At 67.0% G+C, this 23685-nt stretch carries 23 protein-coding genes; 17 read left to right on the top strand and 6 right to left on the bottom strand.

Going from position 1 to position 23685, the window contains the following annotated elements; genetic code table 11:
- The first annotated feature begins 423 nt into the window (after window positions 1-423).
- From B9Y86_RS16195 to B9Y86_RS16170, 6 genes are all read left to right on the top strand, one after another.
- A complete protein-coding gene (locus tag B9Y86_RS16195) occupies window positions 424-513 on the top strand; it encodes a potassium-transporting ATPase subunit F (RefSeq protein WP_104279474.1) in 90 nt (29 codons plus the stop codon).
- Window positions 514-2187 (top strand): potassium-transporting ATPase subunit KdpA, encoded by a 1674-nt coding sequence (kdpA, locus tag B9Y86_RS16190; protein WP_085488026.1) that lies wholly within the window; start codon window positions 514-516, stop codon window positions 2185-2187.
- 14 nt (window positions 2188-2201) lie between these two features.
- Window positions 2202-4301: a potassium-transporting ATPase subunit KdpB gene (kdpB, locus tag B9Y86_RS16185; protein WP_244894805.1), complete on the top strand. Its 2100-nt coding sequence runs from the start codon at window positions 2202-2204 to the stop codon at window positions 4299-4301.
- Between the two features lie 63 nt (window positions 4302-4364).
- The gene (gene kdpC / locus B9Y86_RS16180) at window positions 4365-4976 is read left to right on the top strand and encodes a potassium-transporting ATPase subunit KdpC (protein WP_085488022.1); all 612 of its coding nucleotides are present in this window, start codon (window positions 4365-4367) and stop codon (window positions 4974-4976) included.
- A gap of 2 nt (window positions 4977-4978) precedes the next feature.
- Window positions 4979-7525 carry an ATP-binding protein gene (locus B9Y86_RS16175; protein WP_085488020.1) on the top strand — a complete coding sequence of 849 codons (2547 nt, stop codon included), beginning with the start codon at window positions 4979-4981 and terminating at the stop codon, window positions 7523-7525.
- On the top strand, window positions 7522-8208 hold the full coding sequence (locus B9Y86_RS16170; protein ID WP_085488018.1) for a response regulator: 687 nt from the start codon (window positions 7522-7524) through the stop codon (window positions 8206-8208). The genes B9Y86_RS16175 and B9Y86_RS16170 overlap by 4 nt, the downstream gene beginning before the upstream one ends.
- Before the next feature lie 16 nt (window positions 8209-8224).
- On the opposite strand, the gene B9Y86_RS16165 is transcribed toward B9Y86_RS16170, so the two are convergent.
- A complete protein-coding gene (locus B9Y86_RS16165) occupies window positions 8225-8605 on the bottom strand; it encodes a hypothetical protein (RefSeq protein ID WP_085488016.1) in 381 nt (126 codons plus the stop codon).
- Window positions 8606-8695: 90 nt separating this feature from the next.
- On the opposite strand from B9Y86_RS16165, the gene B9Y86_RS16160 reads away from it, so the two are divergent.
- From B9Y86_RS16160 to B9Y86_RS16140, 5 genes are all read left to right on the top strand, one after another.
- Entirely contained in the window at window positions 8696-9718 is a 1023-nt protein-coding gene (locus B9Y86_RS16160) for a LacI family DNA-binding transcriptional regulator (protein ID WP_085488014.1), read from the top strand.
- Window positions 9719-10103: 385 nt separating this feature from the next.
- A complete protein-coding gene (locus tag B9Y86_RS16155) occupies window positions 10104-12536 on the top strand; it encodes a family 43 glycosylhydrolase (RefSeq protein WP_085488012.1) in 2433 nt (810 codons plus the stop codon).
- A 105-nt stretch (window positions 12537-12641) separates the two neighbouring features.
- Window positions 12642-13262, top strand: coding sequence for a hypothetical protein (locus tag B9Y86_RS16150; protein WP_085488010.1), 621 nt, complete (start codon window positions 12642-12644; stop codon window positions 13260-13262).
- Window positions 13263-13351: 89 nt separating this feature from the next.
- A complete protein-coding gene (locus tag B9Y86_RS16145; RefSeq protein ID WP_085488008.1) occupies window positions 13352-14419 on the top strand; it encodes a COG1470 family protein in 1068 nt (355 codons plus the stop codon).
- A complete protein-coding gene (locus B9Y86_RS16140; RefSeq protein WP_139824950.1) occupies window positions 14416-14757 on the top strand; it encodes a hypothetical protein in 342 nt (113 codons plus the stop codon). The genes B9Y86_RS16145 and B9Y86_RS16140 overlap by 4 nt, the downstream gene beginning before the upstream one ends.
- 6 nt (window positions 14758-14763) lie before the next feature.
- On the opposite strand, the gene B9Y86_RS16135 is transcribed toward B9Y86_RS16140, so the two are convergent.
- The 3 genes from B9Y86_RS16135 to B9Y86_RS16125 are packed head-to-tail and all read right to left on the bottom strand — an operon-like array spanning window position 14764 to window position 16569.
- Complete coding sequence (locus B9Y86_RS16135; protein WP_085488004.1) at window positions 14764-15282, bottom strand: septum formation family protein; 519 nt, start codon at window positions 15280-15282, stop codon at window positions 14764-14766.
- 3 nt (window positions 15283-15285) lie between these two features.
- Entirely contained in the window at window positions 15286-16107 is an 822-nt protein-coding gene (gene nadE, locus B9Y86_RS16130; protein ID WP_085488002.1) for an ammonia-dependent NAD(+) synthetase, read from the bottom strand.
- Window positions 16108-16158: 51 nt separating this feature from the next.
- A complete protein-coding gene (locus tag B9Y86_RS16125) occupies window positions 16159-16569 on the bottom strand; it encodes a YbjQ family protein (protein ID WP_085488000.1) in 411 nt (136 codons plus the stop codon).
- 48 nt (window positions 16570-16617) lie between these two features.
- Between B9Y86_RS16125 and B9Y86_RS16120 the strand changes: the two genes are divergently transcribed.
- From B9Y86_RS16120 to B9Y86_RS17805, 4 genes are all read left to right on the top strand, one after another.
- Window positions 16618-17481 (top strand): aminodeoxychorismate lyase, encoded by an 864-nt coding sequence (locus B9Y86_RS16120; RefSeq protein ID WP_085487998.1) that lies wholly within the window; start codon window positions 16618-16620, stop codon window positions 17479-17481.
- Between the two features lie 16 nt (window positions 17482-17497).
- The gene (locus B9Y86_RS16115; RefSeq protein ID WP_085487996.1) at window positions 17498-18346 is read left to right on the top strand and encodes a fumarylacetoacetate hydrolase family protein; all 849 of its coding nucleotides are present in this window, start codon (window positions 17498-17500) and stop codon (window positions 18344-18346) included.
- 9 nt (window positions 18347-18355) lie between these two features.
- Window positions 18356-19132, top strand: a complete 777-nt coding sequence (locus tag B9Y86_RS16110; RefSeq protein WP_085487995.1) for an SDR family NAD(P)-dependent oxidoreductase — start codon at window positions 18356-18358, stop codon at window positions 19130-19132.
- 85 nt (window positions 19133-19217) lie between these two features.
- Window positions 19218-19559, top strand: coding sequence for an SHOCT domain-containing protein (locus B9Y86_RS17805; RefSeq protein ID WP_085487993.1), 342 nt, complete (start codon window positions 19218-19220; stop codon window positions 19557-19559).
- 11 nt (window positions 19560-19570) lie between these two features.
- Here the strand turns inward: B9Y86_RS17805 and B9Y86_RS16100 are convergent, their stop codons facing one another.
- Entirely contained in the window at window positions 19571-20974 is a 1404-nt protein-coding gene (locus tag B9Y86_RS16100) for an aminotransferase-like domain-containing protein (RefSeq protein WP_085487991.1), read from the bottom strand.
- 55 nt (window positions 20975-21029) lie between these two features.
- Between B9Y86_RS16100 and B9Y86_RS16095 the strand changes: the two genes are divergently transcribed.
- Together B9Y86_RS16095 and B9Y86_RS16090 are read left to right on the top strand one after the other, a co-directional pair.
- A complete protein-coding gene (locus tag B9Y86_RS16095) occupies window positions 21030-21905 on the top strand; it encodes a DMT family transporter (protein WP_244894803.1) in 876 nt (291 codons plus the stop codon).
- Between the two features lie 11 nt (window positions 21906-21916).
- Window positions 21917-22927, top strand: coding sequence for an endonuclease/exonuclease/phosphatase family protein (locus B9Y86_RS16090; protein WP_085487987.1), 1011 nt, complete (start codon window positions 21917-21919; stop codon window positions 22925-22927).
- Window positions 22928-22936: 9 nt separating this feature from the next.
- Here the strand turns inward: B9Y86_RS16090 and B9Y86_RS16085 are convergent, their stop codons facing one another.
- On the bottom strand, window positions 22937-23608 hold the full coding sequence (locus tag B9Y86_RS16085; protein WP_085487985.1) for an HAD hydrolase-like protein: 672 nt from the start codon (window positions 23606-23608) through the stop codon (window positions 22937-22939).
- Between the last annotated feature and the right edge of the window lie 77 nt (window positions 23609-23685).

Here is a 23685-nt window from a genome sequence, read left to right as displayed (position 1 = left end):
CGCGACCGCGTCTCAGCGGCCACCTCGACGAGCCAGCCGTCGCCGTCGCGCGCGCTGAGCATCCGGCGAGAAACGGTCCATCCCTCGACCCATCGGTCGACCAGCGCTCTCGTTTCGGTCATGACTCCACGGTAGCCGGGTGTCTCGGTCGTGGTCTCGATACGCTCGTTCCTCGCTACTCGACCAGCGCCCCGGTCGGGCGCGCGTTGGGGTTCCGTATGGATGCTCGGGGCGGCCGTTAGGAATCCGTTAGGGCGCGCGATGCCGCCCGAAAGCAGGTATCTACTCGGATGAGCGACCCCGGCCGGGGCGCGTCACGTCACATCATCCGATGGAGTTTTCCGTGCTCGACCTCGTCTACGTTCTCGGCATCTTCGCCGCGTTCGCGCTCGTCGGCGTCATCGCCTGGGGGGTGTCGAAGCTGTGATCGTCTTCGACACGCTCGCGGCGGTGCTCGCCGTCTCGGCCCTCGCGTACCTCGTCTACGCACTCGTGAAGCCGGAGAAGTTCTAGATGGACTCCTCACTTCTCGCAATCCTGCAGGTCGGCGCGCTCGTCCTCGTCCTCGTCGCCATCCACCGGCCGCTCGGCGACTACATGGCCCGCATCTACTCGTCGACGAAAGATCTGCGCGTCGAGCGCGGCTTCTACCGGCTCATCGGTGTGGATGCCCGTGCCGAGCAGAGCTGGATGGCCTACCTCCGCAGCGTGCTCGCGTTCTCGCTCATCGGCGTGCTGTTCGTCTACGCGATCCAGCGCGCTCAGGCGGTGCTCCCGTATTCTCTCGGCCTGCCGGCCATCCCCGAGGGACTGTCGTTCAACACGGCCGTCTCGTTCGTCACGAACACCAACTGGCAGAGCTACTCGCCCGAGGCGACCATGGGCTACACCGTGCAGCTCGCTGGCCTCGCCGTGCAGAACTTCGTCTCTGCCGCGGTCGGAATCGCCGTGGCCATCGCGCTCGTGCGCGGTCTCGCCCGCACTCGCCAGGGCACCCTGGGCAACTTCTGGGTCGACCTCACCCGCGGAACCCTGCGCCTGCTGCTGCCCCTCGCGGTGCTGGTCGCGATCGTCTTGGTCGCGGGAGGCGTCATCCAGAACTTCGCTGGCTTCACCGACGTGACCACGCTGACCGGCGGCACCCAGAGCATCCCGGGCGGCCCCGTGGCCAGCCAGGAAGCCATCAAGATGCTCGGCACCAACGGTGGCGGTTTCTTCAACGCCAACTCGTCTCACCCGTTCGAGAACCCCACCGGCTTCACGAACCTCGTGCAGATCGTGCTGATGCTCGCCATTCCGTTCAGCCTGCCCCGCACCTTCGGCGTGATGGTGGGGGACAAGCGCCAGGGCTACGCGATTCTCGCGGCGATGGCTGCCATCTTCGTGGTGTCACTCACCGCACTCACCCTGTTCGAACTGGGCGGCGCAGGCACCGCACCGCAGCTCGCGGGCGGGGCGATGGAGGGCAAGGAGACGCGCTTCGGCATCGCCACCTCGACCCTCTTCGGTTCGGCCTCGACGCTCACATCGACCGGTGCGGTCAACTCGATGCACGACTCGTTCACGTCGCTCGGCGGCATGATGCCGATGATCAACATGATGCTCGGCGAGGTCGCACCGGGTGGCGTGGGCTCCGGCCTCTACGGAATGCTGATCCTCGCAGTGATCGCGGTCTTTATCGCTGGTCTGCTGGTCGGACGCACTCCCGAGTACCTGGGCAAGAAGCTCGGCCCACGGGAGATCAAGCTCGCAAGCCTCTACATTCTCGTGACTCCCACGCTGGTGCTCGCCGGAACGGCCTTGAGCTTCGCGATTCCGGCGGTCAGAGCGGATGTCGAGGGCACGTCGATCCTGAACCCCGGGCTCCATGGCCTCAGCGAGGTGCTCTACGCGTTCACCTCGGCGGCCAACAACAACGGATCGGCCTTCGCAGGTCTGACCGCGAACACGCCCTGGTTCAACACCGCACTCGGCGCGGCCATGCTGTTCGGTCGCTTCATTCCGATCGTGCTGGTTCTGGCGCTCGCGGGCTCGCTCGCGGCACAGCCGAAGATCCCCTCGACCGCGGGCACTCTGCCCACGCACCGTCCGCAGTTCGTGGGCCTGCTCGTGGGCGTCACGATCATCGTGTCTGCCCTCACCTATTTCCCCGTTCTCGCACTCGCTCCACTCGCTGAAGGGCTGTAACCGCAGCTATGTCCATGCTCACCGCAACAGTCATCCCCGCGCTTCCGGGGGCCCTGCGCAAGCTCGATCCGCGCCAGATGTGGCACAACCCCGTGATGTTCGTCGTCGAGGTCGGCGCCGCGCTCACGACCCTGCTGGCCGTCGCCGAGCCGTTTCTCGGCGGGCCGGCCTCATCCGGCGGCTCGCCCGTGCCAGCCAGCTTCACCGCCGGAATCGCGGTGTGGCTCTGGCTCACCGTGGTCTTCGCGAACCTGGCCGAATCCATCGCCGAGGGCCGCGGCAAGGCCCAGGCCGACAGCCTGCGCCAGACCCGCACGTCGACGACCGCGAACGTCATCGCGTCGTACGACGGCGAATCGGATGCCGGTGGCCTGCGTTCAGAGACACGTCCTGTCTCGAGTGCCGAGCTCACGCTCGGTGACCACGTCGTGGTCACCGCCGGCGAGCTGATCCCCGGCGATGGCGACATCGTGTGGGGCATCGCCTCGGTCGACGAGTCGGCGATCACGGGAGAGTCCGCTCCCGTGGTCCGCGAGTCGGGCGGAGACCGCAGCGCAGTGACCGGCGGCACCCGCGTGCTGTCGGACCGTATCGTCGTGCGCATCACGTCGAAGCCCGGAGAGACCTTCGTCGATCGTATGATCGCGCTCGTCGAGGGAGCCTCGCGGCAGAAGACGCCGAACGAGATCGCCCTCAACATTCTGCTCGCCAGCCTGTCGGTCATCTTCGTGGTCGTGGTGCTGACCCTCAACCCGATCGCGGGCTACTCCGCCGCGTCGGTGAGCGTGCCCGTGCTGGTGGCGCTGCTCGTCTGCCTGATTCCGACCACCATCGGAGCCCTGCTCTCGGCCATCGGCATCGCCGGTATGGACCGCCTGGTGCAGCACAACGTGCTCGCCATGTCGGGTCGTGCTGTCGAGGCTGCGGGCGACGTGACCACGCTGCTCATGGACAAGACCGGCACCATCACCTACGGAAACCGCCAGGCCGCGGAGTTCTCGGCCCTCGACGGTGTCGCGCCGCGTGAGCTCATCGAGGCCGCCGCCAGCTCGTCGCTCGCCGACCCCACACCCGAGGGCAAGTCGATCGTGGTGCTCGCCGAGACCAAGGGCTTCGTGACGCCAGACGACGTCGACGGCGTGATCGTGCCGTTCACTGCGCAGACCCGCATGTCGGGGCTCGATCTTCCCGACGGCTGCCAGATCCGCAAGGGCGCAGGCTCGGCCGTGCTCGCGTGGGTGGAGGAGTCGGGGAAGGCGGCGTCGTCGACGGTCGCGCAGCTCGACGAATACATCGGGCGTATCTCCAACGCCGGGGGCACCCCCCTCGTGGTCGCCGTGAAGGCGCCGTCTGTCGGAAAGCAGCCGGGCGAAGCCCGCATCCTGGGTGTCGTCTACCTGAAGGACATCGTGAAGGAGGGCATCGCCGAGCGGTTCGCCGAGTTGCGGGCCATGGGCATCCGCACCGTGATGGTCACGGGAGACAACCCGCTCACGGCGAAGGCCATCGCGGCCGAAGCCGGGGTCGACGATTTTCTCGCCGAAGCCACGCCCGAACAGAAGCTCGAGCTGATCAAGCGTGAGCAGGAGGGCGGCAACCTCGTCGCCATGACCGGCGACGGCACGAACGACGCACCCGCGCTGGCCCAGGCCGATGTGGGAGTGGCGATGAACACGGGCACCTCGGCAGCGAAGGAGGCCGGCAACATGGTCGACCTCGACAGCGACCCGACCAAGCTCATCGACATCGTGCGTATCGGCAAGCAACTGCTCATCACCCGGGGCGCGCTCACCACGTTCTCGATCGCGAACGATGTGGCCAAGTACTTCGCCATCATTCCGGCGATGTTCGCGGGCGTGTTCCCGGGGCTCGCGGTGCTGAACATCATGCAGCTGCACTCGCCGGCTTCGGCCATCCTGTCGGCGATCATCTTCAACGCCATCATCATCGTGGTGCTCGTGCCGCTGGCGCTGCGCGGCGTGAAGTACCGCGCGCTGTCCGCCTCGCGCATCCTCGGGCGCAATCTGCTGATCTACGGACTCGGCGGAGTGGTGGCGCCCTTCATCGGCATCAAGCTGATCGACCTCGTCGTCACCCTGATTCCCGGTTTCTAGGTCTCGATACGGCCGCAGCCGGCCTACTCGACCAGCGCATTCAACACAGAAAGAAGCACGAAAATGAGTTCACGTTCACGCATCGGCCGGCAGTACTGGGTGGCCCTTCGGGCGATGGTGGTCTTCACCCTCGTTCTCGGCGTCGGCTACACGGCCGTGGTGACCGGCATAGGCCAGCTCGCGCTCCCGGCTCAGGCCGACGGCCAGCCGGTGTCGGATGCCGACGGCCAGGTCGTCGGCTCGGCCCTCATCGGGCAGTCCTTCACCGATGCCGACGGCAACGCGCTTCCGCAGTGGTTCCAGTCGAGGCCGTCGGCAGCGGGCAGCGGATACGACGGCACCGCATCGAGCGGCAGCAACCTGGGCCCCGAGAACTCCGACCTCATCACGGCGATCGGCGACCGTCGAGCCGCGGTGGCTAAACTCGAAGGCGTGTCGGAGTCCGAAGTTCCCGCTGACGCCGTGACCGCGTCGGCATCCGGTCTCGACCCCCAGATCAGCCCCGAGTACGCGCGGTTGCAGGTGGCCCGTGTCGCTGAGGCGCGCGACCTGCCCGAGGCGAAGGTCTCGGCTCTGGTCGAGTCGTTCGTTCAGGGCCGCGATCTGGGAATCCTCGGAGACCCGACAGTCAATGTGCTCGAGTTGAACCTCGCGCTCGCGTCGATGGCGGGCTGATCATGGGGCGCGGCCGTCTTCGCGTGCTGCTCGGTGCCGCGCCCGGTGTCGGCAAGACCTACACGATGCTCGAAGAGGGCGCCCGGCTCGCCGCCGAGGGCCGCGACGTGGTCGTTGCGGTCGTCGAGACCCACGGGCGCTCGGCCACAGCACGCATGCTCGCCGACCTCGAGGTCGTGCCGCGTCTGTCGGTGACGCACCGGGGAGTGACGCTCAGCGAGATGGACCTCGACGCCGTGCTCGAGCGGCGACCGAATGTCGCCCTCGTCGACGAATTGGCGCACAGCAACGCTCCCGGATCGCGCCACGAGAAGCGCTGGCAAGACGTCGAGACCCTGCTGGATGCCGGCATCGACGTGATGACGACCGTCAACATCCAGCACATCGAGTCGCTGACCGACGTCGTCGAGCAGATCACGGGAGCGCGCCAGCAGGAGACCGTGCCCGACGGGGTCGTGCGCTCGGCCGATCAGCTCGAGGTCGTCGACCTGGCCCCGCAGGCGCTGCGCGACCGGCTCGCCGACGGACGCGTCTACCCCGCAGCGCGCATCGACGCCGCGCTCTCGAACTACTTTCGGCTCGGCAACCTCACGGCGCTGCGTGAACTGGCCCTCCTCTGGCTTGCCGACGAGGTCGACTCGGCACTCAAGTCGTATAGAGCAGACCACGGAATCGCGAGCAAGTGGGAAGCGCGGGAGCGCGTGGTCGTCGCCCTCACCGGAGGGCCCGAGGGCGAGACTCTGTTGAAGAGAGGCGCCCGGATCGCCGCCCGGTCGGCCGGCGGCACGCTCGTCGCCGTGCATGTCACGAGCCAAGACGGCTTGCGCGCGGCGCATCCTGGGGCACTGGCGGCGCAGCGTTCGCTCGTCGAATCGCTGGGCGGTACATTCCACCAGGTGGTCGGCGACGACATTCCCGCGGCGCTCGTCGACTACGCCCGTGGCGTGAATGCGACCCAGCTCGTGATCGGGGTGAGTCGACGCACCCGCTTGAGTGCTGCCCTCTCCGGACCGGGCATCGGGGCGACCGTGATCCGCGCGTCGGGTGACATCGACGTGCATATCGTGACGCACGCGGCGGCGGGAGGAAAGCTGCGTCTTCCCCGGTTCAGCGGGTCGTTGACCGCTCGTCGCCGTGTTCTCGGATTCGTGCTCGCCCTCGGGGGAGGGCCTCTGGTGACGTGGCTGCTCGTCACGCTGAGGTCTGACGAGTCGATCACCTCGGATGTGCTGACGTTCCAGCTGCTCGTCGTTCTCGTGGCGTTGGTCGGCGGAATCTGGCCTGCTTTGTTCGCCGCTCTGCTCTCGGGACTCACGCTCGACTTCTTCTTCGTCTCTCCGCTCTACACGGTCTCGGTCGGCGAACCGCTGCACTTGTTGGCGTTGGCGCTCTACGTCGTCAACGCCGTGCTGGTCAGCGTGGTTGTCGATACCGCTGCTCGGCGCTCGCGGCAGGCGAGGCGGGCGGCGGCGGAGTCGGAGCTTCTCGCGAGCATCGCCGGCAGCGTGCTGCGGGGGCAAGACGCCCTGCAGGCGCTCGTCGACAGAACACGCGAAGCCTTCAGGCTCAACGAGGTGCGGCTCAAAGCCTTGGATGGCAGCATCCTGGCTTCATCGACGATGTCGGATTACGAGGCCGAGGCTGGGTTCGAGACTGCGACTGAAACTGAGACCGCGGCGCGGGCGGCGTCGACGATCGCGGTGGGCGAGCGCGCCACGCTCGAGCTCTGCGGCCCAGACCTCGCAGCATCCGAGCGCCGCCTGCTCGGAGTCATCGCGGCCCAGATGGATCAGGCTCTCGAGCACAGGGATCTGGCTGCGACCGCGAGTGAGGTCGGACCCCTCGCCGTCGCCGATCGCATGCGCAGTGCTCTGCTCGCGGCGGTCGGTCACGATCTGCGCCGCCCTCTGACCGCGGCGACCGCTGCCGTGAGCGGGCTCCGGTCGACCGAGGTGGAACTCAGTTCGCACGACCGCACCGAGTTGCTCGATACGGCCCAGGAGAGTCTCGACAGCCTCGCCGACCTCGTAACAGATCTGCTCGACGTCAGCCGTGTCGAGGCGGGTGTGCTGGCCGTGTCGATGCACGCGATCGATGTCGAAGACGTGATCGTTCCCGCGCTCGACGAATTGGAACTCGGACCTGATCGGGTGGAACTCGCCCTCGATGGCGACGAGCGGCCTCCTGTCTTGGCCGACGAGGTTCTCTTGCAGCGGGTTCTGGTGAACCTGTTGTCGAACGCGGTGCGGTTCTCGCCTGAAGGCGCGAAGGTGCGCCTCTCTGCCAGCGCATTCCGCGGCCGGGTCGAGCTGCGCGTGGTCGATAGCGGCCCGGGCGTCCCCGGCGAACGGCGAGACGAGATCTTCGTTCCGTTCCAGCGTCTGGGCGACACCGACAATTCCACCGGTCTCGGTCTGGGCCTCGCCCTCTCGAAGGGGTTCGTCGAGGGCATGGGTGGAACGATCGAGGCCGAGGACACGCCCGGCGGCGGCTTGACCATGGTGGTCTCCCTTCCCGCAGCCGATCCAGCAGTCGAGGAGACGTCATGAAGATTCTGATCGCCGACGATGATCCGCAGATCCTGCGTGCCCTTTCCGTGACACTCCGTGCCCGCGGATACGACGTCGCGACGGCCCGCGACGGAGCCGAGGCGCTCAACGCGGCGATCGACCAGCATCCCGATCTGGTCATGCTCGATCTCGGAATGCCGAAGCTCAACGGCATCGAGGTGATCGAGGGGCTCCGGGGCTGGTCGCAGGTGCCGATTCTCGTCGTATCGGGGCGGACCGACGGCGCCGAGAAGGTGCTTGCTCTCGATGCCGGCGCCGACGACTACGTCACCAAGCCGTTCGCGATCGATGAACTGCTGGCACGCATCCGAGCCCTGACCCGGCGCGTGCCCACCGCGGGCGACGAGGCCCTCGTGGCGTTCGGCGATGTCACGATCGATCTCTCGGCCAGGCAGGTGACGAGACGAACGGATGCCGGTGGCGACGAAACCGTGCGGCTCACGCCGACGGAGTGGATCATTCTCGAGACGCTCGTACGGAGCCCTGGCAGGCTCGTCACCCGAGCCGCTCTACTGACCGCGGTCTGGGGGCCGAACCACACGAACGACTCCGGATATCTGCGCGTCTATCTCGCCCAGTTGCGCAAGAAGCTCGAGCAGGAGCCAGCCAGGCCAAGGCACCTGCTGACCGAAGCTGGAATGGGATACCGCTTCGTGCAGTGAGCGGTGTCTGCGCGGCCTAGTTGGCGATGCTGGAGGTCAGAACGCCGGCATTCGTCAGTGCCGTGCCGACAGCGTGCGAGGTGGCTTCGAACGCGTTCGCCGTCTTCGTTGCACCGATGGCTCCGCCTTTCAAGGCGCCGACGGCGAGATCGCGTGAGAGGCGTGCGACCAGCTGGCCGTGCTCGTCGACGAAGAACTTCGTGTCGAATGCCATGTGCAGCTTCTTGCCGGCGAGTCCTCCCCAGAGAACGGTGGCGGCGGTGCTGCCGCGAACGGCATGGAAGCCGCCGTCTACGTTCATGGTGATCGTGAAGCCCTCGGCGGTGAGCGCGTCACCGATGATGGTCTTCGCCGCGTCGTGATCGCCGGAGATGAAGAAGTCGTAACTGGATGCCATGCACTGACAATAGCGCCACGAGGAAGCTGATCCCGCCGCGCCCTGGCGGTAAAGTCGAGTGTCTCCACTCCGCGGGGAACGAAAGCAGCGATGGACGTGAGCGATCAGCCTGGCAAGACCGGCATCCGTCTCGTCGCTTCGCTTGCGGGCGTATCCCACATGACGGTGTCGCGGGTGCTCAACGGGCACACGAACATTCGTCCGGCCACGCGCCAGCGTGTGCTCGACGTGATCAGCGAACTCAACTTCACCCCGAGCACCGCCGCGCGGGCACTCGCCACTCATCGCTCGAGGCAGATCGGCGTCGTGGTGGAGAGCGCTGTGGAGTATGGCCCGATGAGCACCATCCGTGCCATCGAGGAGGCGGCCCGAGACATGGGTTATACGCTGACGACCGCGACGAGCCATCGCGGCAAGCTGACCCCGACGCAGTCAGTAGAGCACCTGCTGGCTCAGGGGGTCGACGCGCTCTGCATGATCGCGCCACGCACCTCGTCGTTGGTGGCGTTGCGTCAGATGTCGATCACCGTGCCTGTTCTGGTGATCAAGTCGACGGCTGATCGCAGTTTTCTCACAGCCGGGGTCGATCAGGTTCTGGGTACCAATCTGCTCGTCGATCATCTCGCGGAACTCGGCCACCGCGACATCCTGCACGTCGCCGGTCCGCTCGATTGGTCTGACGCCCAGTTGCGGGTGCGGGCGTTTCACGCGCGGATTCGCTCGCGCGGACTGCCGAAGCGGCCGCATGTTCTGGCTGATTGGACAGCGGACACCGGCTACGAGTTCGCATCCGCTCTCTCCGGCGTGCCCGAGTACACGGCGATCTTCGCCGCGAATGACGATCTGGCGCTGGGGATCATGCATGGACTGCACGACCGTGGGATGTCGGTGCCGGAAGACGTGAGCGTGGTCGGCTTCGATGATCTGCCCACCTCTCGTCATCTGCGGCCGCCCCTCACGACTGTGGCTCAGGATTTCACGGCGCTGGGCGTGAAAGCGCTCGAGGTCCTTCGCTCCGCACTCGAGGCAGAGGTGGCGACCAGACACGTGAAAATTCCCAGTCGACTCGTGGTGCGCGAATCGACGGCGCCTCCGCGAACCACCGCGCCATAGCACCGGTCTTGCGCCGTGCTTCAGGCTCGCTTTCCGAGCATTACTTTGTGAGCGCTAACAAATTTTGCGGAATCTGCTTGACCCTCTTTTGTTGTTCCCGGTAACATCCTGACGAAGGCCACCCCCTCACGGGGGTCGCACTTCGATCGTGGTGTTTAGGCCGCGGCCGTTTCGTCTCGCCACAGCAAAGGAGCTGGAATGAGATCTCTCTCTGACGTCACCGTCTGCCGCGACGCGCAGGCCCGGGCCAGAAATTGTTACCGCTCTCATGCGCAGGTGGCCGTCACCCTCGGAAGACGCCCAGGCGTCATGGCGGCATCGGCTGACGTCGAGCTCTGCAGCTGACGAAAACGCACCACCTCAGTCCAGCAATCAAGGAGGATAAATGGAACAGCTCGTGCAATCCCGGTGGAGACACCGGTCGAAGATGGGACTCGCGGGGATGGCCCTCGCCGCCCTTCTCGCGTCGTCGTTCTCGGCAAGCGCATCGTTCGCCGCGGATCAGGAACTGATCGTGAACGGCGGTTTCGAAAGCGGAACCGCCAATTGGATCGTGAACAACGGCAACGCCACAGACGGCGGCACCCTCGCCACGACACCGGATGCGACCACCGGAGCCGCCGCGGCGCTGATCACCGGTCGGCTCACCACGGGCTCCGGCCCGTTGCAGGATCTCACCGGCAAGGTGCAGGCGGGCCAGACCTACACGATCAAGGCGCGCATCAAGTACGAGAACGCCGCATCACCCGCGACGAAGCAATTCTTCGCCACGATGCATTACGGCGGAAGCACATACACGAACCTCGCGAGCGTTACCGCGACCAAGGGCGAGTGGGCGACTCTCAGCGCGAACTTCACCATTCCGACGACGCAGAACGTCGGCACCGCGCGGTTGTTCTTCGAGACCCCCTGGGCCGCCGGCGCGACCGCTACGGGAGCGCCCGCCACGCACCTGATGGACTTCAAGGTCGATGACGTGTCGCTTGTTGGCGCGCCGCCGCCCCCGCCCCCGTCGAAGACGATCGAGATCGTCGGCAAGAATCCCGGCGAGCACAACCCTGTGATCTCGCACAAGTTCGGCGCCGACGCGTTCGGTTTCGTCGACAACGGTCGTGCGTACATCTACATGACCAACGACACTCAGGGCTACGCTCCGGATCCGACCACTGGCATCTCGCCGCAGATCAACTACGGCAGCATCAACCAGATCACCGTGATCTCTTCCGAGGACCTCGTGAACTGGACCGACCACGGTGAAATCCAGGTCGCGGGTCCCAATGGAGTCGCTCCTTTCACGAACAATTCGTGGGCACCGGGCATGGCCAAGAAGACGATCAACGGTGTCGACAAGTACTTCCTGTACTACGCCAACGGCGGCGGCTCGAGTAACGTGCTCACCGGCGCCTCTCCGATCGGCCCGTGGGTCAGTGAGCGCACCAGCACGCTGATCAACAGCAGCACTCCCGGAGTTCAGGGCGTGAACTGGCTGTTCGACCCAGCTCCTCTCGTCGACGACGACGGGCAGGCGTACCTCTACTTCGGTGGCGGCCCCGCCTCGACGAGCTTTCCGGCAGCCGAGCGCTTCAACAACCCGAAGAACATCCGGGCCATCAAGCTGGGAGACGACATGGTCTCCACCGTCGGTGAAGCAGTCGTCGTCGATGCACCGGTGGCCTTCGAGGCATCGCAGGTATTCAAGCGCAACGACAAGTACTACCTGTCGTACTCGTCGCACTTCGGCGGCAACGACTTCGGTGGCAACCAGACTGCGCTTCCCGGCTACCCGGGCGGCGGCCAGATCGGTTATCTGATGTCGGATGACCCGATGGTCTGGGATAAGAGCACCTACCAGGGTGTTCTGTTCCCGAACCAGGGCCAGTTCTTCGGAGCCGGAACGGGTGGCAACAACCACCAGTCGGTGTTCGAGCTCGACGGCAAGTACTACTTCACGTACCACGCTCCGACGCTCAACAAGCGCATCAACGGTGACACCACCCAGGGGTACCGAAGCACCCACATCCAGGAGCTGACGTTCAACGAGGACGGAACCATCAAGCAGGTGGTCGGTGATTTCGCCGGTGCGGATCAGATCAAGAACCTCGATCCGTACAGCGTGCTCGAGGCAGAGACCATCGCCTACCAGCAGGGTCTCGCCACGAAGAAGATCGACGGCGGATCCACACAGTTCGGAACGAATGCGCCCAACCTCGTACTCGACGATGTCGACAACGGTGACTGGACCTCTCTCTCGGCCGTCGACTTCGGCGACGCCGGAGCAGGCTCGGTGACCGCGAAAGTCAAGGCCCTCGTGGCCGGAGGCCAGATCCAGGTGCGTCTCGACGACCGCACGTCTGCTGCGATCGCCACCATCGACGTCGACTCACCAGTGGGCGAGTGGGGCGAGGTGTCGACCGACCTCGAGGGCGTCACGGGAGTACACGACGTGTACTTCACGTTCACCGGACCGACCGGTCAGAACCTCGCCGAGGTCGACACCTGGTCGTTCGCCGAGGCGGCCGCCGCTCCGACGCTGGATGTCGTGGCGTCTGCTGGCTCGCGCTGCGCTGCGGGCAAGGCGCTGCTGACTGTTCAGGTGACGAACAACGACGAGGTGCCGGTGAAGCTGGTGATCGAGTCGGCTTACGGGTCGAAGACGATCGCTGCTGTGGCACCGACAAAGAACGGATCTCACGCGTTCACGACTCGTCTGGCGAGTCTGCCTGCGGGTGAGGTGACGGTCACGGCTTCGGCCACGATCGATGGCCAGCCCGTGAGCACCGTGGTGCCGGCGTCGTACGACGCCAAGCCCTGCGGCTGATCCAACCGTGCGCGGGGCGGCCGCACGCGAGTTCGGCCGCCCCGCGTCATCCCTCACACCCCTTTATCTCTGCACCATCTGCATCGAACGAAATGGAACCCCACAATGCGTAAACGAGAATTCGCTGCCCGCACCTCGGCAGTGGTCGTCGGAACTCTGCTGCTGACAGGCCTCGCCGGCGCGGCTGCGGCCGAAGAGGTCGGAAGCGACGATGTCGACGTGAAAGTCGAGATCGCCGAGATCGAAGGCCCCGGAGTGCTCGCCATGAGCGTCGGCGGCACATCGACGACGCTCACCGAAACCGGCTCGACCGAGCTGGTGCGTCAGTTCACGGGCACCCTGCCTACCGTCACCGTCACCGACACCCGTGCGGCCGACGAGATTCCTGCGGATGTCGGATGGTACGTGCTCGGCTCCTCGACGGACTTCGTAGGAGATGCGGGCCAGACGGCCATCGGGGCCGAGTATCTGGGCTGGATTCCGGCGCTCATCGACGGCGGCGAATCCGGCCTGGTCGCCGAGGGCGACCCGGTCGACACGGCCATCGACGGAGGAGACGATGGCGTGGGACTCGTCGACCAGGAACTGCTCGCGCTCGCCATCGACTCCGGCGCCGTCGCGAGCGAGGGCCAGTGGACGGCGAACGCCAACCTCTTCCTGCGCACACCGGCGACCGTCGCGCCCGGCAGCTACAGCTCGACTCTGACTCTGTCTCTGTTCGAGTAATCACCCGAGCGGGGCTGCACTTCCCCCCACACCGTGCAGCCCCGCTCGATCTCATCACCTAGCCGCTCATCATTCGAGGTCTTCAGCCCGTGAAACCCAGAGAAACCGCACTCGGCGCCCGTCTCGCATCCGCCCTCATCGCCCTCGCCGTCGCATCCGGCCTTGCGCTGGCCGGCGCGGGATCGGCCGCGGCCGTCTCGACGACGGCCGACACGGTCGAGCCCACCGTCACGTGGTCTGTGACACCCGCCGATGCCGCCGGCCCCGACGGCCGGTCCTGGATGGAGCTCGAGGGAGACCCGGGCCAGACCATCCAAGAGCACCTCGCGGTGCGCAATCTCGGCACGACCGAGGTGACCTTCGCTCTCAACGCCGCCGACGGTTACTTCACGTCCAAGGGCCGGTTCAACATGCTTCCGCACGGCACCGAGTCGGTCGACGCCGGCACGTGGGTCGGCGTTCAGGAGAACGTCACGGTGGCCCCGGGCGGTATGGCCGTGGTTCCCGTCGCCGTCACCATCCCCTCCAACGCAACCCCGGGAGATCACGCCGCGGGGCTCGCCGCGTCGATCTTCTCCAAAGGGTCAGACGGCGGAGCCTCGGTCGGCGTCGAGAGCAGGGTGGGGTTCCGGGTTCTGACCAGGGTGAGCGGAGAGATCGCGCCCTCATTGGCCGTCGCCTCGAGCAAGGCCGCGTACCGCTCATCGTGGAACCCCTTCGAACCCGGTTCGACACGCATCGACTACACGCTCGAAAACACCGGCAACGCGCGGCTCTCGGTGAGCGGCTCGACGGTCGCCGGGGGCGTTCGTCTGCCGGATGCCTCTGGCGAGGCCGCCGCACCCGTGGAACTGCTGCCGGGCGATCGTCGAACCCTTCAGATCGAGGTTCCGGGCGCCTGGCCTGTCGGACTGCTGAGCTACCCGCTCACCGTCGAGCAGTCGGTGATTCTGCCGAACGACGTCAGCGAACCCGCTGCGGCCCTGCAGCAGAACATCGAGGTGTGGGCGATCCCGTGGTCGCAGCTGGTCGTACTGCTGGCGGTGCTGCTCATCGTGGGAGGCCTGCTGTGGGGCCGGATGCGCCGCAGACGTCACGTGGAGAAGCTGCTCGAGGCGGCTCGAGAAGAAGGCAGAAGATCGGTGGTCAACCTATGAACGAATCACGCGCGACGACACGGGCCTCGAGAGGCTCCCGGATGCTGCTGCTCGGCTCTCTGATGCTGGCCATCGTGGCAGGTCCCGCGCCTCTCACCGCTGCGGCGGCAGGCATCGACGACGACGGGGTCGGGGTGCACGTGGAGATCACACCTAGACCGGGACAGACCACCACGCCCGGCGATCCAGATGATTCCGGTGGTTCCGGCGGCTCCGGTCAGCTGTCGTCGACCGGCTTCGATGCGCTCGGGCTGCTTGCCGCCACGGGCCTCGGCATCGGCCTGGCGGGCGGCATCCTCACTGTCGTCGGTCGCCGCGGTCGAGCCTGGCGCGCGTAACGTTCGTCAGCGAGCGGCACCCTTCAGGGTTCCCGTGGTCTGCACGTTTTCTTCGTAGATATAGCAGAGCACCTCGCGGTCATCCTGCTGTGTCCAGCTGTCTTCGGTGGGAAGCAGGTAGCCGAGGTACAGCGTGGAGTCGTCGTAGCTCACGCCGTTGAACTCGGCGAAGGGCGGAGTGCAGCCGTCGCCGGCCTGCTGAGTCACTGCCTCGTCGCCGGGAAACTCATCGCCGGCGAGGTCGAACGCGCTGTAAGCCTCGTAGTCATGCGGCTGGTCGCAGGGAACCACGGGAACCTCGCTGATCTCCTCTGCGTCGACGTCGTTGAAGCAGTCGCCCACCGCGATCGTGAAGACATCGGCCTGGCCGGCTTCGGTGACCTCGCTGGTCTTGTCGTCGCGCACTGCCTCGTCTTTGGGCATGACAGTGTCGAGGACACTGCAGCCGGTGAGGGCGAACAGCCCGAACATCAGTGATGCGGTGGCGGCGAGTGGGGTGAGTCCGCGTTGCGTGGTGGTGGGCATTAGCTACTTCCACCACGAGTCGGCCGGGCCGACGGGCAAGGAGCGCTTGTGCTCTGTCGCGGAGTACCGGGCGATGATCGCGTCAGCCACGCGGTCGTCGACCTCGTTGCCCTCGAGGAAGTCGTCGATGTCGGAGTAGCTGAGACCGAGGTTGGCCTCGTCGGTCTGGCCGGGGGTGTTGTCGAGTAGATCTGCCGTCGGGGCCTTCAGATACAGCCGCTCGGGCGCATCCAGTGCTTCGAGCAGTGCTCGGCCCTGTCTCTTGGTGAGGCCGGAGAGCGGAAGCACGTCGGCACCGCCGTCGCCGAACTTCGTGAAGAAGCCTGTCACGGCTTCGGCGGCGTGGTCGGTTCCCACCACGAGCAGGCCCGCATCGCCGGCGATCGCGTATTGAGCGATCATGCGGGCGCGAGCTTTGACGTTGCCCTTGTTGAAGTCGGTGATCGGTGTTCCGACCGCGTCGGTGAACTCGGCGGCGATGCCGTCGACGCCGCGCTTGATGTCGAAGGTGACAACGCGCTCGGGCTTGATGAAGCTCAGGGCGAGCTGGGCGTCGTCTTCGTCGGCCTGTACTCCGTAGGGCAGACGCACGGCGATGAACGTCGCCTCGACCTCTTCGCCTTGGAGTCTCTCGACCGCCAGTTGGCACAGCCGACCCGCCAGAGACGAGTCCTGCCCGCCGCTGATGCCGAGCACAAGGCCCTTCGCCCCGGTTCGACGCAGGTAGTCGACGAGGAAGGAGGTGCGGCGTTCGATCTCAGCTGCGGCGTCGATCGTGGGCAAGACGGTGAGGGCCTCGATGATGTGGGCCTGTTCTTCGCGCATGACTACAAAACTACGCCGAACGACGCCTCGACGCCTCTCTTTACGAGCAGGTCACGCCTGGGCGGCGGCAGCCGGGGGCTGTGCGCCCGCGGCGGCCTCGACGAGGTAGGCCGACTGACCCGTGGCGCCGGCCTCTCCGCGGCCAAGGGGAATCGCAAAAACGGCGGTTCCGTAGGCGCAGACCTCTGTCCAGTTGGTGCCCATCTCCGACGTGTCGAAGCGCATGGCGACGATCGCGTTCGCACCCTTCGACTCGGCCTCGACCACCATGCGGTGCATGACCTCCTGGCGGCTCTCATAAAGAGCCTTGGTCATCTCGGGGAGTTCGCCACCCCCGAGAGCACGGAAGCTGGCAGTGAACTGCGCGCCGATGTCGCGCGATCTCACGGTGAGGCCCATGACCTCGCCGAAGACGGCATCGATGCGGTGGCCTGGGATCTCATTGGTTGTCACGACGATCATGGCTCGATGCTAGCTCTGGACGTCGCAGGGTGCGAGTACCTTCGTGATATGAATTCGCCGCACCCCGTACTTTTTCTCGTCTCTGCCGATTCCGGATGCGTGAGGGCCGATCCAGACGCGCCGCACGTGTCGGTCATGGACCTCGGGGTGACCCGCGGCGACGGAATCTTCGAGACGATCAGTGTGTGCGACGGCCGCGCCCAGGCGCTCGAGCCGCACCTCGACCGCTTCGCCCGCTCGGCACGACTCCTCGACCTGCCGGAGCCCGATCTCGGCCTCTACCGCCAGGCGATTCTCGCTGCGATCGAGGCCCACGACGACCTCGCCGAGCTCTACGTCAAGACCGTGATGACCCGGGGCATCGAAGGCACGGGGGTGCCGACCGGGTGGGTCTACGCGGCCGCCGCCGCCGACTTCACGACTGCGCGCACAGAGGGAATCCGGGCCGTCACCCTCGATCGTGGGCTGAGGCACGATGTGGCGCAGACCTCGCCGTGGCTGCTCCAGGGGGCGAAGACGCTGTCGTACGCGGTGAACCGCGCCGCGCTGCGCGAGGCCGAGCGCCGTGACGCCGACGACGTGATCTTCGTCTCGAGCGACGGCTTCGTTCTCGAGGGCCCGACGGCGAACGTGATCCTGAGAAAAGGCAGCACGCTCGTGACCCCTCGCACAGATCAGGGCATTCTCCCTGGAACAACCCAGGCCAGCGTCTTCGAGTTCGCCCAAGCTGAGGGCATGAACACCGAGTACGCGGTCATCCCGGCCGCCGATCTCCTTTCCGCAGACGCGCTGTGGTTGGTGTCGAGCGTGCGACAGGCCGTGCCTATCAACAGGCTCGACGGTGTGAAGCGCTCGATCGACGTCGAGCTCTCCACCTCGATGACGTCGTACCTGCTCGACCGTCGAGACTGATGATGAGGAAGCACCGATGAAACTCGCCAGACTGGGCCCCGTCGGCCACGAGATCCCCGTGTTGATCGATGGCGATCGCCATCTCGATCTGCGTGGCATCGTGACCGATCTCGACGGCGCACACCTCGCATCCGCCGTGCTCGAAGAGATCGCGGCCGCTCGCGACGCGGCGACCCTGCCCGTGCTCGACGGAGCGGCGGATCTGCGTGTGGGTGCGCCCGTAGCGCGGCCCGGGGCGATCCTGTGCATCGGCCAGAACTACGCGGCGCACGCTGCCGAGTCGGGCGCCGAGCCGCCACAGCTTCCGATTCTGTTTCTCAAGTCCACCAACTCGGTGAGCGGGCCGTTCGACGAGGTCGACATTCCGAAGCGCAGCGTGAAGACCGACTGGGAGGTCGAGCTGGGAGTGGTGATCGGTACGCGTGCTCTGTATCTCGACTCACCGGCCGACTCGGCGCGTCATATCGCGGGCTACGTCACAGCCAACGACCTCTCTGAGCGCGACTTTCAACTCGCGGAGTCGGGCGGACAATGGAGCAAGGGCAAGTCGGCCCCCGGCTTCACACCTCTGGGCCCGTGGCTCGTCACGGCAGACGAGGTCGATGCCAGCGAGCTGCGACTGCGCAGCTGGGTCAACGGCGGAGCGCGTCAAGACTCGACGACCGCCGATCTCATCTTCGATGTCGACTACCTCGTCTGGCACCTCAGTCAGTATTTGGCACTCGACCCCGGCGACGTGATTCTCACCGGCACACCCGAGGGCGTGGCCCTCTCTGGCCGGTTCCCCTACATCGCGCAAGGCGACGTGGTCGAAGTCGAGATCGAGGGCCTCGGCCGCCAGCGTCAGCTCTTCGGCCAGGCATAGGAGCAGATCATGTCGCAGCAACTCACCGCGCAGGAATTCGACGGACTCGTGGCGCTCGTCACCGGAGGAGCCTCGGGCATCGGAGCCGCGATCGCGGCCGAACTGCTCGATCGTGGCGCTCGGGTCGCCGTACTCGATCTGAAGACCGAGGGCGTGCACGCCGATGCTCTCGCCGTGCAGACCGACATCGGCGACGACGCCTCGGTTCGGGCGGCGATCGACGCCGTTGTCGCCGAGTACGGATCGCTCGACATCGTCATCAACAACGCCGGCATCGGCGCCCAGGGAACCGTCGAAGACAACTCCGATGACGAGTGGATGCGTGTGCTCAACGTGAACGTGGTGGGCATCGCCCGGGTCAGTCGCGCTGCCCTTCCGCACCTCCGCGGCTCGTCATCGGCGGCGATCGTGAACACGTGCTCGGTGGCCGCCACCGCCGGCCTGCCCCAGCGCGCGCTGTACACCGCATCGAAAGGGGCTGTGCTCTCGCTCACGCGCGCGATGGCAGCCGATCATCTGCGAGAGGGCGTGCGGGTCAACTGTGTGTCACCCGGAACCGCCGACACTCCGTGGGTAGGTCGCCTGCTCGACAGCGCCGACGATCCAGAGGCCGAGCGCCTGGCGCTCGAGGCGCGACAGCCGCACGGTCGCCTGGTGGCGGCATCCGAGGTCGCCGATGCCGTCTGCTACCTGGCGAGCCCGCGCAGTCGCTCGACCACCGGCACGAGCATCGCTGTCGACGGAGGGATGCAGGACCTGCGCCTGCGCCCAGACGCCCAGAAGTAGAGGAGGCAGCTACCGCCGGGGGAGTGCGCGAGGTGCATCCCGCGGGAGGATTCCGTTTTCGAGCGATCGGAGGAATATCTAAGTCATGACACACAACTTCGATGAGGGCCACGAGCCCGAAACAGACAACAGCAACTCCGATCGACGCGGCCAGCGGCCAGGGTTCGGCCCCGGCTTCCCGTTCGGCGGCCCCGGCTTCGGCGGGCGTGGCGGCCACTTCGGGCCGCGCGGCTTCCGCGGTGCACGAGGACTCGGCGGACACCTCGGCGAGGTCGTTCTCGCCGAGCGCTTCGCCCGCGGCGAGATCGACGCGGCGGAGTACCGGGAGCGCATTGCCGTGCTTCGCGAGGTGCAGGCCGAAGGTCGGGCTGCCCACGAGGAGGCCCGCGAGTCCCGCTCCAAGAAAGACAAGCCGAACGACGCATAGCGGCAGGCGGCCTACTCGACTAGCGCAGCCGCCACCGTCTCCATCGCTCCGGCGAACTGCTCGGGCCTGGCGCCCGAGTAGTTCAGGCGAATAAACGCCCCGGTCGGCTCGGCCGGGAACCAGTCTGCGCCCGGCGCGACCATCACGCCCGCGTTCCGGCTGCGCTCGACGAGCCCCGTGACATCCACGTTGTCGGCGAGACGGACCCAGAGATTGAGCCCGCCGCGCGGCAGAAACGTCAGCGAGTCGGGCCCGAGGTGCGCCTCGACCTGGCGGGCGAGCTCGTCGCGTCGGTCGCGCAGCTGGGAACGCAGGCGAACGAGGTGGCTGCGCCACCCCGGGTCACGCAGCACATCGACCGCCGCCGACTGCAGCACGCCGCTCACATAGAGGTCGTCGACGGTTCGATCGGCCTGGATGCGCGCGAGCGCAGGCCCCCGCGCGATGACCGCGCCCACCCGTAACGACGGGCTGAGGCTCTTGGTCAGCGAACGGATGTACACGACGTGACCGTCGGCATCCTCGGTGAGCAGTGGCAGAACGTCACCCTCGATGGCGAAGTCGTGCGCCCAGTCGTCTTCGATGAGATATGCGCCCCTCGCCGTCACGACAGACATGATGTCGCGCCGCTCCTCTGCGTTCCACTGGGCGCCCGTGGGGTTCGCGAAGTGCGGCTGCGCATAGAAGAGTCTCGCGCCGGTCGACGCGAATGCCTCGTCGAGGTCGGCCGCAGACGGGGCACGCGAGCCGCGGGCCAGGGGAATGATGCGTAGACCCGCCTGTCGGGCCGCGGCGATCGCGCCCCAGTAGGTGGGCGACTCCACGACGACCGCGTCGCCGGGGGCTGCCAACGCACGAAAGATCGAGGCGAGTGCGCTCTGCCCACCGGGAGTGATCATGACGTCGTCGTGCGAGACGGGCGCGGGCGCGGATGCCCCGATCGGCGCGATCTCGGCGGCGAACCAGGTGCGCAGCTCATGCAGGCCATCGACCGGGCCGCGGGCCAGAGCGGATGCGCCGCGCGCCGCGCGCACGAGAGCCGCGCGCACGAGGCGGCCGGGAAGCAGTTCCTCTGCCGGATACCCCGAGTGCATCGCGATGACTGAGGGCCCGACCGCCGCCATGGCCGTGCCGACAGCGGAGGTGTCGACCCGGGGCGCTCCCAGCGCGGTAGTCTGCCACGCGAAGTCGGCCTGCCGTACGGCCCGCGGTCGCGCCACGAAGCTACCGGCGCCGGGACGGGTCTCGATGAGACCCTCGCCGACCAGGCGCTGAACCGCTCGCTGCACGGTGAGTGGACTGACCGCGTGCTCGGCGACGAGCGCACGGGTCGAGGGCAGGCGGAATCCCGCCGGGCTGGACTCCACGAGGCGCCGCAGATGGCGCTCGACCAGTGAAGTGCTATCGTCGTTCATGAATAATGACAGTAGCGCTACTCTTTCCGCTTCACCAGCGCTATCGAGACCGAACATGACCCGCGGAGGCCTGGTCTTCGGATTCCTCGGGGTTCTCGCGTTCTCGTTCACGCTGCCGTTCACCCGCATCGCGGTCGAACAGATCGATCCGCTGTTCATCGGCGCCGGTCGCGCCATCGTGGCCGCTGCCCTCGCCGCACTGGTGCTCGCAGCGAGCAGGCAGCGCCTGCCCAGAGGTGCTCAATGGCTGCGCCTCTCTGTCGTCGCGATCGGAGTCGTCGTCGGGTTTCCGCTGCTCACGAGCTTCGCGCTGCAGACGGTTCCGGCCGCGCACGGCGCCGTGGTCATCGGCCTGCTGCCGGCGGCGACGGCCATCGCGGCGGTGATCCGCGCGAAAGAGCGGCCATCCATTGCTTTCTGGATCGCGTCGGGCGCCGGCGTCGCGGCGGTGATCGCGTTCATCGCCCTCGCGGGCGGTGGCCTCGAGGGGCTGCATCCGAGCGATCTGCTGCTGCTCGGCGCCGTGGTCCTGGCGGCAATCGGCTACGCCGAAGGCGCTCTCCTGTCGCGCGAGCTCGGCTCGTGGCAGACGATCTGCTGGGCGCTGCTCGTGGCGCTGCCGGTGATGATTCCGCTCACGGCGGTCTCGGTCTCTGCGAAGGGCTGGCCCCAGGCGGAGGCCTCGCACTGGCTGGCCTTCGGATACCTCGCGCTGGTGAGCATGTTTCTGGGGTTCTTCGCCTGGTATCGCGGTCTCGCCATCGGGCCGATCTCCCAGGTCAGCCAGATTCAGCTCGTGCAACCGGTGCTCACCATCATCTGGTCGGCCCTCATCGTGGGCGAGCGCCTCGATCTGCTGGTCTGGCTGGGCGCGGTGGTCGTGGTCGTCTGCGCGGCGACGGCGGTGCGCGCGCGGATGCTGAGCCGGTAGGGTCGGGCGGCATGTGGGGTCGGATTGTTCTGCTCGTGGTGTTCGCCGGCACCGTGTTTCTCGTCAGTGCACCCGGACTCTTCGGGCTGCAGCGCCAGTTCGTGTTCGCGCAGCTGATCGCGTTCCGCGGGCTTCTCGCGCTCGGCTTCGTGGCGCTCGGCGTCGTCGGCGCGCTGCTGTTCTGGATGCTGCGGGGCCGGGCGCGCACGGCCCGCCCTGTCGTCGCCGGGCTGGCCGCGATCGCGTTGCTCGCGGCGGGTGGAAACATCGCCGTGCAGGCGGGCCGAGGATTCGGATCAGACGCGGCACCGGCATCGGTGACCGACGCGGCAGACCCGGCCACGAGCATGCGCGTTCTCACCTGGAACACCTACGACACGGTCACCGCCGACGACATCGCCCGGGTGGCCCTCGCCGAGCGGTCGACGGTGGTGACGCTGCCCGAGACCTCGCGCGAGACGGCCGAGGCCGTCGGGCGTGCCATGGATGCCGCGGGCCGGCCCATGCAGGTCTTCACAGCCGAGCGCGGCGATCCCGCCGAGACCCCTCCGACGTCCCTGCTCGTGTCCGACGAGCTGGGCGCCTACGAGATCACCGACGAGCTCGGCGACACGGGCACGATGCCGAGCGTCGTGGCGCGGCCCGCCGACGGCACCGGCCCCGTGATCGTGGCGGCGCATCCGATGCCCCCGCTGCCCTCGATCATGTCGTTATGGCGCAGCGACCTCGACTGGGTGCTGTCGCTTTGCGGCCAGCCCGACCTCGTTCTCGGCGGCGACCTCAACGCGACGCTCGATCACCTCGGCCCATTGGGCGGATGCTCCGACGCACTCGCCGAGGCGGGCGCCGGTGCTGAGGGGAGTTGGCCCACGTCGCTGCCGCCGCTTCTTTCATCCCCGATAGACCACGTGCTCACGACGGGCGACTGGCACGCCGCCGCGGCTCAGGTTCTGAGCACGGAGGACGCGGCCGGGAGCGATCACCGCCCGGTCGTGGCGACCCTGGGCATCCGCGCCGGTTAAGGCAGCTGACTAGAGCAGTTGCCCGCGCAGCTGCTCCATCGAGTGCACGATGTGGATCGCACCGGCCGCCTCGGCGGGGGAGCCGTAGCCCCACTCCACCATGATCGTGGGAATGCCATGCTCGGCCGCGCCCTCGATATCGTGGTGGCGGTCGCCCACGAGAACCGTGTTCGACAGGTCGACGTTCTTGGCACGCAGCCGCACAAGAGCCTCGGCCACCACATCTGCCTTGGCGCTGCGCGTCTCGTCTTCGCTCGAGCCGGTGATGGTGGCGAAGAGGTCGGAGATGCCGAGGTGCTGCAGAATGCGCACGGCCTGTACCTCGGACTTCGAGGTCGTGATCGCGAGGGGGATGCCCGCCGCGTGGATCTCGCGAAGGATCCCCAGAATTCCGGGGTAGACCACGCTGTCGCCCTCGGGCCCGTCTGTCGCGGCAAGCTCGCGATACACGACGAGCGCCTCCTGGGCGCCCTCCGCGTCGATGTCAGCGACGGCGCGGAAGCCGTCGAGAATCGGCGGGCCGACGAACTTGACCAAGTCGCTGGGCGGCGGCACGGGATGGCCGAGTATCTCGAGGGTGCGCGCCAACCGGTGCAGGATGCCCGGGGCCGAGTCGGTGATCGTGCCGTCGAGATCGAACAGAATCGTCGACCAGGGCTTGGAGGGGGCGTGGCTAGTCATCGCAGACATCCTATTGGGCGGCACGGCGAGGTCCCTCTTGCACGATCGTGGGGCGGAGGTCGCGCCGTTACACTGCA

It is taken from the genome of Agreia pratensis, from assembly GCF_900177685.1.
In the GTDB taxonomy this organism is placed as follows: domain Bacteria; phylum Actinomycetota; class Actinomycetes; order Actinomycetales; family Microbacteriaceae; genus Agreia; species Agreia pratensis.
Note: the sequence above shows the minus strand (reverse complement) of the source record. Positions and strands in the feature narration are given on the sequence as shown.